Genomic DNA, 3,210 nt, shown 5'->3' with positions numbered 1-3,210 from the left:
GGTTGGTGTCACGGTGTGGTTAGCAGATCGCGGGCCGGCTGTGTTGGGTTTGCCGGTCTTCGTGTGGGGGGGCGACCGGAGCGGTGGGGTTGGCCGTGTGACGGTTTCACAGGACCCGGTGGGGGAGACGGTGCCGGGTCCGGCCGCTTCGGCGGTGGCCGGGCGGGTGGAGCGGGCGGTGGTGGTGCGGAGGCTGCTGGCGGTGGACCGGAGTGAGGACGGTCTGTCGTCGTTGCATGTGCGGATCGCGGCTGGTTTGGCGGGGGTGACGGAGCGGACGGTGTGGCGGTGGCTGGCCGAGGGACGCGAGGGGCGGGTGGAGGCGCGGCCACGGCAGGGCGGGTTCACGGTGGGCGACCCGTTGTGGGAGGTGCTCACCCAGTCCGGCGGGAACGTCGCTGAGCTGCGCCGCAGGATGCTCCGGGCGCAGGACGAGGGCGTGCTTCAGCGGTGGGGTGTCGAGGCGGTGCCGTCGTTGGCGACGCTGCACCGTGCGATCAAGGACGAGTTGCGGGCGGGCCGGGTGCTTCAGGTCGCCCGTGCGGCGTCGGGCCGGGTGGAGCCGAGCCGGTACGACCGGGCGCTGGCTGAACTCGGCTTCGCAGATGGTGCGGACGGTCCGCCGGTGGTGGACGGTCCGGACGCCATGCCGTCCGGGCCGGGTGGTGAGGAACGGTCCGGTGCGGTGAAGGCTGCTGCGTGTGCCCGGGTGTCGGGTGGGGTGCGGTTGTATGCGCCGGGGGCGCGGCTGGTGTCGACGCGGCAGGTGGCCGGGGTGGTGGAGGCGGTGGGGCACACAGTCGCCGCGCGGGGGATCGGCTGTGTGTACGGGGATACAGGGCTGGGGAAGACGGTCGCGGTCGAGCAGGCTCTGCATCTGCTGCCCGGCCGGGTGCCGGTGTGGCGGGCGGTGGTGGGGGTCGGGCCCGGGCTGCCGCAGGTGCGGGCCGCGTTGTGCGAGGCGCTTGGGCTGCCGTCGGGGTCCTTGACCCACCGTGCCGGACCGGCCGACCAGGCGTTGGCGGAGGCGCTGGCCGAGCCGGGTGTGCTGTTCCTCGATGACGCGCAGCGTCTGTCGCCGCCGGTGCTGGACTACCTGCGGCAGCTGTGGGACTCGCCGGGCTGTGCGGCTGCCCTGGTGCTGTGCGGGGCGGGCAGTGAGCGGGCGCTGGCCCGGGCAGCGGCGATGCGTTCCCGGGTTCTGACCTGGCATCAGGTCAGCCGTCTCGACATGGAGGACGTGCCGCGGACGCTGGGTCTGTTCCACCCGGTGTGGGAGGACGCTGATCCGGCCGACCTGGGGCGGGCGGATGAGCAGACCGCCCGCGGCAACTTCCGTACCTGGGCGAAGATCACCTCGCATGTCTGTGCAGCCCGGGGCCGCGACCCCGGTGCGGGTGTGGGGCGGGACGCGATCGACCAGGCCTGCGCCCGGCTCGGCCCGTACTCATGACCGCCCCTCTCACACGCCCGGGACGCACCGGTTCCGACGGCAGAAAACCTCACCCCGTTCGGCGAGGAGAAGGAACGGCGCGATGACGGACAACGGACCGCAGGACATCAACGGCGGCCACGGCGTTGACGCGGGAGGGCAGTGGCTGTCGCCGCCGGGGGATCCGGCGGTGGTGCTCGGGAAGCAGTCGCTGGTTGCGCTGCGGGCGCCTGCGGTGCGTCGTCTGCTGGCGCTGCGGGCCCGGGGCGGTCTTTCGCGGCAGCATGTGCGGCTGGCGGGGGAGTGTCTGGGGGCATCGGAGCGCACGGTGTGGAGGTGGCTGGCCGAGGCGTCCCGGAGCCCGGCGGCGGCTGCGCACCCCGGAGCCCGCCACACCGGCCGGTTCGAGATCACTGCGGAGATCCGGGTGCTGCTGGCGTACTGGCACGGCAACGCCTCCGCAGTCCACCGCCAGCTCATGGAGCGCGCCGCGGCCGAGGCCGGGGGCGTACGCGCGCAGACGTCCGGCACTGCTGGGCCCGTCCCGCCGGACCTGGTGGCTGTTCCGGGCGGGGCAGCCCTGTCGCAGGTGCCGCTGCTGGATCCGGTCCCGTCCCTGTCGACGTTCCTGCGCGCGCTGCGCCGTGACCTGACGGCGGGGGAGCGCGCCGGTCTCGCCATCGGACCGGAGGCGGCACGCGCCCATGACGTGTTCGGCAAGCGGCCGCGGTCTTGGCGCAACTACGCCTGGGAGACCGACCACGTCCAGGCCCCGCTGCTGGTCGACGCCGACGGCGACCTGGTGCGCCCGTGGATCACCTGGTTCATCGACACCGCCACCAAGGTCATCACCGGTACTGCTGTCACCCCGGGCCATCCCTCCCGCGCGTCGGTACTGGCCGCCTTGCGCGCCGCAGTGGTGCGGGACGATCCCTATGGCCCGGCCGGGGGAGTGCCGGAGCTGGTGAGGATGGACCGGGGCAAGGACTTCCTGTCGGCCGCCGTCACCACCGCGCTCGGCGCGATGGGCGTGACGGTCAAGGACCTGCCCGCCTACAGCCCGCATCTGAAGGGCACGGTGGAGAGCCTCAACCGGGCTGCGGACCGGATGCTGTTCGCCGCCCTGCCCGGCTACACCGCCGCTCCCACCGGGCCCCGCTCGCAGCGGCGCGGACGTACCGCGGGGGCGGTGTCCGCCCTGTCGTTCCAGGACTTCACTACGGAGGTCCTGGCGTGGACGGACTGGTGGAACACCGCGCACCGCCCGAAAGCCCTGTCGGGCCGTACGCCGCTGGAGGCGTGGCAGGCCGATCCGACCCCTGTCACCGACATCCCCGCCGCCGACCTGTGGGCCTTCACCCTCGAGGACGACGGCCGGCCCCGGAAGCTGACCAGCCACGGCGTGAGCTGGCGCGGCCGCACCTACACCGCCGCGTGGATGACCGGCCAGGCCGGCCGCCAGGTCCGCGTGCGCTACATGCCGCACCACGACCACGAGATCGAGGTCTGCGACGCCCGTGGCCGCCACCTCGGCCCGGCGCACCTCGCCAACGCGGCCACCCCCGAGCAGCTGCAGGCGCTGCGCGAGGCACGCGCGGAGCGCGCCCGGCGCCTGCGCGCCGACGCGAAGGCCGCCGAACGCCTGCGCCGCCAGCGATTCGCCCCCACCACCCGTGCGGAGCCCGCCCAGCGGCTGGGAGCCGTCACGGCCGCCCAGGCCGAGCGTGAACTCGACGCCTCCGACTACACCGACGTCGCACGGCTGGCACTGCCCGACC

At 74.0% G+C, this 3,210-nt stretch carries 2 protein-coding genes; both read left to right on the top strand.

Annotation, left to right across the window (positions count from 1 at the left end; genetic code table 11):
* The first annotated feature begins 97 nt into the window (after nt 1–97).
* Nucleotides 98–1,453 (top strand): ATP-binding protein, encoded by a 1,356-nt coding sequence (locus AOK01_RS40230; RefSeq protein WP_157871689.1) that lies wholly within the window; start codon nt 98–100, stop codon nt 1,451–1,453.
* Between the two features lie 82 nt (nt 1,454–1,535).
* Nucleotides 1,536–3,210, top strand: a 1,675-nt coding sequence (locus AOK01_RS40225; RefSeq protein ID WP_055520613.1) for a Mu transposase C-terminal domain-containing protein, incomplete at its 3' end; no start/stop codon positions are given.

Source organism: Streptomyces aurantiacus (assembly GCF_001418335.1).
GTDB lineage: Bacteria > Actinomycetota > Actinomycetes > Streptomycetales > Streptomycetaceae > Streptomyces > Streptomyces aurantiacus.
The sequence above is the reverse complement of the archived record's forward strand: the minus strand, read 5'-3'. Positions and strand labels throughout refer to the sequence as shown.